This window comes from Pseudarthrobacter leeuwenhoeki (assembly GCF_055412885.1).
Genome location: NZ_JBVAYY010000034.1, coordinates 1 through 5,881, shown reverse-complemented (window position 1 = coordinate 5,881; position 5,881 = coordinate 1). Strand labels below are relative to the sequence as shown.

The following is a 5,881-nucleotide window of genomic DNA, read 5'->3' as shown; positions in this document are numbered from 1 at the left end:
GCGCGGCCTCGCCACCCGCTACGACAAGCTCGCCCTGACCTACCGCGGCGGAGTCGTCCTCCGCGCCATCACCATCTGGCTCAAGGAATTAGGAGACATGCCCTAGTGGCCCCGGGCGATCCATTCCTGAAGCTGCGGCGCTTCGGCGCCGACCGTCGTCGGATCGCCGTGACCGGTCCGCACCACGGTGTCCGCCGGCAGCGTCAGCAGCCGGGCCTTGATGGACTCGATGATGGTGGGGAAATCGCTGTAGGACCGGCCGGTGGCGCCCGGACCGCCCTGGAACAGGGTGTCGCCGCTGAACACGGTGCCTTCGCCCGCCAGGGAGAAGCACATGGAGCCGGGGGAATGCCCCGGCGTGTGCAGCGCCACGAGCCGTGCGCCGGCGACGTCGAACGTGTCCCCGTCCTCGATCGCGTGGTCCGGTTCGGTTCCCGGGAACACCCGCTCCCAGAGCATCCAGTCTTCACGGTTGAGGTACACCGGGGCATTGACGCGCCCGCGGACCTCGCCGACGGCGGCGATGTGGTCATCGTGGCCGTGCGTCAGGAGAATCGCGGTGACCTTGCGGCCGGCGACGGCCGCCTCGACGGCGTCGGGGTCGTGTGCCGGGTCGATCACGACGCATTCCGCGTCGTCGCCCACGATCCAGACGTTGTTGTCAACGTCCCAGGTACCGCCGTCGAGCGAGAAGGTGCCGGAGGTGACCAGCCGGTCGATCCGGAGGCCGCTCCCGGGACCGCCGTTCACAGTTCCACCACCGAGCGCAGCACCGCGCCGGAGTGCATCTTGTCGAAGGCTTCCTCGATCTGGTCGATCGTGATCCGCTCCGTGACGAAGGCGTCCAGGTCCAGCTTGCCGAGCTGGTAGAGATCGATCAGCATGGGGAAGTCGCGCGAGGGGAGGCAGTCGCCGTACCACGAGGACTTGAGTGAGCCGCCGCGGCCGAACACGTCCAGCAGCGGCAGTTCCAGGGTCATTTCCGGGCTGGGAACCCCGACCAGGACCACGGTCCCGGCAAGGTCTCGGGCGTAGAAGGCCTGCTTGTACGTCTCGGGACGTCCGACGGCGTCGATTACGACGTCGGCGCCGAAGCCGCCGGTCAGCTCGCGGATCGCATCGACCGGGTCGACAGCGGAGGAGTTCACGGTGTGGGTGGCACCGAGGTCCTTGGCGCGGTCGAGCTTCTTCGGGTCGATGTCGACGGCGATGACGGTGGTGGCGCCGGCGAGCGCGGCGCCGGCAACGGCCGCCACGCCCACGCCGCCGCAACCGATGACGGCGACGGAATCACCGCGCTTGACGTTTCCGGTGTTGATGGCCGCGCCGATGCCTGCCATCACGCCGCAGCCAAGCAGGCCGACGGCGGCCGGGTCAGCCTCGGGGTCGACCTTGGTGCACTGACCGGCGGCGACGAGGGTCTTTTCGGCGAAGGCGCCGATGCCAAGCGCCGCGGTGAGTTCGGTGCCGTCCTCGAGCGTCATCTTCTGAGTGGCGTTGTGGGTGTTGAAGCAGTACTGCGGCTGGCCCTTGGCGCAGGCGCGGCATTCGCCGCAGACGGCGCGCCAGTTCAGCACCACGCGGTCGCCGGGGGCCACCTCGGTGACGTCCGGTCCCACGGCACTGACGACGCCGGTGGCCTCGTGGCCCAGCAGGAACGGGAAGTCGTCGTTGATGGCGCCCTGCTTGTAGTGCAGGTCGGTGTGGCAGACGCCGCAGGTGAGGATGTCTACGAGGGCCTCGCCGGGTCCGGGATCCGGGACCAGGATGGTCTCCAGGGTGACGGGTGCTCCTTTGGAGTGGACTACAGCGCCTTTGACTTTATGGACCATGGAAATAGCTCCTCTGCTCGTGTCGCGGTTCTCGCCGCAAAATCTTCGTCGCAAGACTTCCGTCACTCAGGACGTCTGTCACACAAAAGTCTGTCGTACAACGCGCTGCGGCGCGGCACCCGTGGGTGGCCGCGCCGTCGTCGTCATTGGTTCAGGGTGTGGCCTTAGGCCGCGAGGCGGCTCTTGACCTCAGCCGCGGACGGGTTGGTGGCCGCGGTGCCGTCCGGGAACAGCACGGTGGGAACGGTGCGGTTGCCTCCGTTGAGCTTCTCCACGAGATCTGCGGTGCCGTCAACTTCTTCGATGTTGATTTCGGTGTACCCGATGCCCTGGGCGTCCAGCTGCTTCTTCAGACGGTTGCAGTAGCCGCACCAGGTGGTCGAAAACATGGTGATGGTGCCGGATTCGGGGGTGAAATCCACGAAGTTCTCCTTCAAGTTAGTTGATGGCGCGCGGTGGCAGCGCCGGTTGCCGACAAAAGTCGTACATCTCTTCCAATAACCGTAACCCGGGGTCCGGTATTCCCGCACGGTGCGGCGCCCGCTGCGACTTCGCATGTTCCCTGCGACTTTGGTGGGCTCAGCCGGGATTCACCCGGTGCTCACAGGCGAGGTCGGCATGGCGGATGACACGGAAGGGGCTCGGTGGCATGCTGGTGCCATGTGTGGACGCTACGTGATGGCCCGGGCCGTCGGAGACCTGCTGGCCGAGTTCGACGCCGAACTCGAGGACGAAGTGGTGATTCCCCCGTCGTGGAATGTGGCCCCGACGGCGGACGTGCCGGTCCTGCTGGAACGGCTGGTCGACGGGGAACCGGTCCGGCAGCTCCACATTGCGCGCTGGGGGCTGGTGCCGTCCTGGGCCAAGGACCCGGGGATCGGTTCAAAGATGATCAATGCCCGCAGCGAGAGTGTGCTGGAGAAGCCGGCGTTCCGGAAGGCCACCCGCTCCCGGCGCTGTGCCGTCCCGGCCGACGGCTACTACGAATGGAAGGGCGAGGGCCGCGGCAAGCAGCCCTATTACGTGCACCCGAGGGACGGCCACCCGATTGTCTTCGCCGGGCTCTACGAATGGTGGAAGGACCCGTCCAAGGCTGAGGACGACCCGGAGCGCTGGCTGCTCTCGACGTCGATCATGACCACGGACTCGCCGCCGGCGGGCTACGCCGGGGGAATGCTGGCTGAACTCACAGCCCTGCACGACCGGGTTCCGTTGCCGATGGACCGGGGAACAATGCAGGCGTGGCTGGACCCGCGGGCCGACGATGCCGCCGGACTCGTGGACCTGGTCCGGGCCGGGGCGCACGATGTCACCGAGGGATGGACGATCGTTCCCGTCGGCACCGCCGTCGGGAACGTCAAGAATGATTGCGCCGAACTCATCCAGCCGGTGGGGAGCCTGTTCTAGGACGCTGCGTGGTGCCGCCGACAAACGCCGGCACCACTGCTGCTTCATCGCTCACCGCACACCGGCTCGAATAAGCGTGCCGCCGTGTACTCCAGACACGTTAGCGGCGGCAACAAACGCCGCAACAGGGCCATTGTGCCCTGGGTCATAATTGGCGCCGGGAATCGCGGACGTCGAACGGCTGGCCCACCGGCGGGGATTGCCGGCACTCCAGGTTCCGGATCAGGTGCTTAAATGTTGTCCAGGGCCCCGGGCAGCCGGGCAAGATCGTCCTCGGCGTGGGCCACCACCGGCATACCGCCGCGGCCTACGGTCAGTGGTGTCCGGTGGTAGCCGTGGTACGTCATCGTCCCGCCGGAGAGCAAGGCCGCGTCCTCGAACCCGTTCTGCTTCAGCACGCAGTAGGCGAGGTAGCTGCGGAACCCCGAGCGGCAGTAGGTGTACACGGGCTTGTCGCGGGGCACCTCGTCCAGACGCTGGCGCAGCTCCGTGTAGGGAACCAGGATCGCCCCGGGGAGGTGCCAGGCGTCGAACTCCTCCTGGGTACGGGTGTCCAGGAGGGTCACCCGGCCGGCGCATTCCGGGAACTCCTCGGGATACCAGAGGTCGACGTCGCCGCGCAGCAGGTTGGCGCCGATGAAGCCCGCCATGTTTACGGGATCTTTCGCCGAACCGTACGGCGGGGCGTAGGCGAGCTCCAGATGCTCCAGGTCGTAAATCGACATCCCGGCGCGCAGCGCAACTGCAAGTACGTCGATGCGTTTGTCGACACCGTCCCAGCCGAGCACCTGTCCGCCCAGAAGCTTCCCGTCGTCAGGTGCGAACAGCACCTTCAGGAACAGCGGCGCGGAGCCGGGATAGTAGGCCGCGTGGCCATTCTGGTGGGTGTAGACCTTGCGGTACTCCATGCCCGCGGCGCGCAGCTCTGTCTCGGTCATCCCGGTGCCGCCGGCGGTCATCTCGAAGACCTTGACCACAGCAGTCCCTTGCGAGCCGCGGTACGCGGTGTTCCGGCCGGCGATCGTCTCGGCGGCAATCCGGCCTTGCCGGTTCGCCGGGCCCGCCAGCATCGAGAGTACCGGCTTGCCCGTGAGGAAGTGGGCGGTCTCCACGGCGTCACCGGCGGCGAGGACGTCGGGCGCCGACGTGCGCATCTGCGCGTCAACCACAATGCCCCCGCGGGCTCCGATCTTCAGGCCGGCGTCCCGGGCGAGGGCCACGTTCGGACGTGCGCCGGAGGCCATGACCACGACGTCGGTCTCGATAGCAGTGCCGTCGGAAAGGTCGAGGACCAGCCGGTCGTTCGCGGTGCGGCGGACCGCGGTGGCGGAGGTGCCGAGTCGAAGGTCCACGTCCTGGGTGCTGACGTGGTAGTCAAGGATCTGGGTCATCTCGGGGTCGAGCCACGGCATCAGCCGTTCAGTCCGCTCGATGACTGTCGTCTGCAGCCCCCGGGCACGGAACGCCTCCGTGAGTTCGAGCCCGATGTAGCTGCCGCCGACGACCACGGCGCTGGAGGCCCCGCGGTCCAGATGCGCGATGATCCGGTCCATGTCCGGAATGTTGCGCAGAACGTCGACCCGGGGGTCGTCCGCACCCGGGATCGGAGGCCGGACCGGCTCAGCCCCGGTGCACAGCACAAGCTTGTCGTAGGACTCCCGGTACGTCCGCTGCTGTTCTTTGTCGTGAACTTCGACCTCCTTGGCGGCAAGGTCGATGCTGACCACGTCCTGTCCGGTCCGCACGTCGAGCGCCAGGGACTTGGCCAGGCTTTCGGGTGTCTGGAGCAGGAGGCTCTCCCGCTCGGGGATCATTCCGCCAATGTGGTACGGCAACCCGCAATTGGCGAACGATACGTACTGGTCGCGCTCGAGAATGACGATCTCAGCCGACTCATCGAGGCGCCTCAGACGTGCGCCGGTCGACGCACCCGCTGCGACTCCTCCAACGATGACTGTCTTCATCTTTCCTCCCTGCCTCCTGGGGTTCCCACCCACGGCGGTTTGCCGGCCGGGAACCCCTTGTGTCGCGGAGCAGAGCACACCGGCTCGAAGATGCGTGCCGCCGTGTGCCCATGCCACGGTAGCCGCCCCGGCGAACACCTCAACAGGGCCTTATGGCCGTATCCTCTGCGCTTCAACACCGCGGTCTCCCGGTCAAATAAAATCGACTCGTGGCTGCATCTTTCGATACTGTCATGGACATGTCCACACATCACGGAAACGATAAAGCGGCCAAGGCCGACCGGGAACAGCTCGCCGCCGTGCGGGTGGCTGTTGACGAGGTGGACGAGCAGATCGTGTCGCTGATCGGACGGCGCGAACGCCTGATCCGCATCGCCGGAACCCTCAAGGCCGACAGCGCAGAGGTCCGGGCCCCCGGACGCGTGGAACGGGTCATCGAACACGTCCGGGCCACGGCGGAACAGAAGGACATCGACGTCGAACTCGTTGAGAAAACCTACCGGGCCATGATCGACGCCTTCATCACGCTCGAACTGGAAGTCTACAAAGCCAGCTCCTAGGCGAGGGCGCCTAGGGCGTGTCTCCCAATTGGTTCTTGTCTGCTTTGGCATGCTGGAACCATGTCGCGCACTGCCGTCCTGACCGATGCCCAATGGGAGCGGATTGAACCGTTGATGC

6 protein-coding genes are annotated in these 5,881 nt (G+C 66.6%); 2 read left to right on the top strand and 4 right to left on the bottom strand.

The window, feature by feature from the left end:
• Positions 1 to 102 precede the first annotated feature (102 nt).
• From ACZYX4_RS17490 to ACZYX4_RS17480, 3 genes are all read right to left on the bottom strand, one after another.
• On the bottom strand, positions 103 to 750 hold the full coding sequence (locus ACZYX4_RS17490) for an MBL fold metallo-hydrolase (RefSeq protein WP_463878337.1): 648 nt from the start codon (positions 748 to 750) through the stop codon (positions 103 to 105).
• A complete protein-coding gene (locus tag ACZYX4_RS17485; RefSeq protein ID WP_463878335.1) occupies positions 747 to 1,832 on the bottom strand; it encodes an S-(hydroxymethyl)mycothiol dehydrogenase in 1,086 nt (361 codons plus the stop codon). The genes ACZYX4_RS17490 and ACZYX4_RS17485 overlap by 4 nt, the downstream gene beginning before the upstream one ends.
• A 164-nt stretch (positions 1,833 to 1,996) precedes the next feature.
• Entirely contained in the window at positions 1,997 to 2,254 is a 258-nt protein-coding gene (locus tag ACZYX4_RS17480; RefSeq protein WP_056429693.1) for a mycoredoxin, read from the bottom strand.
• Positions 2,255 to 2,492: 238 nt separating this feature from the next.
• On the opposite strand from ACZYX4_RS17480, the gene ACZYX4_RS17475 reads away from it, so the two are divergent.
• Entirely contained in the window at positions 2,493 to 3,239 is a 747-nt protein-coding gene (locus ACZYX4_RS17475) for an SOS response-associated peptidase (protein ID WP_463878331.1), read from the top strand.
• A 230-nt stretch (positions 3,240 to 3,469) separates the two neighbouring features.
• Here the strand turns inward: ACZYX4_RS17475 and ACZYX4_RS17470 are convergent, their stop codons facing one another.
• Entirely contained in the window at positions 3,470 to 5,203 is a 1,734-nt protein-coding gene (locus ACZYX4_RS17470; RefSeq protein WP_463878329.1) for an FAD-dependent oxidoreductase, read from the bottom strand.
• A 233-nt stretch (positions 5,204 to 5,436) separates the two neighbouring features.
• On the opposite strand from ACZYX4_RS17470, the gene ACZYX4_RS17465 reads away from it, so the two are divergent.
• Entirely contained in the window at positions 5,437 to 5,763 is a 327-nt protein-coding gene (locus ACZYX4_RS17465; RefSeq protein ID WP_463878339.1) for a chorismate mutase, read from the top strand.
• Positions 5,764 to 5,881: the final 118 nt, after the last annotated feature.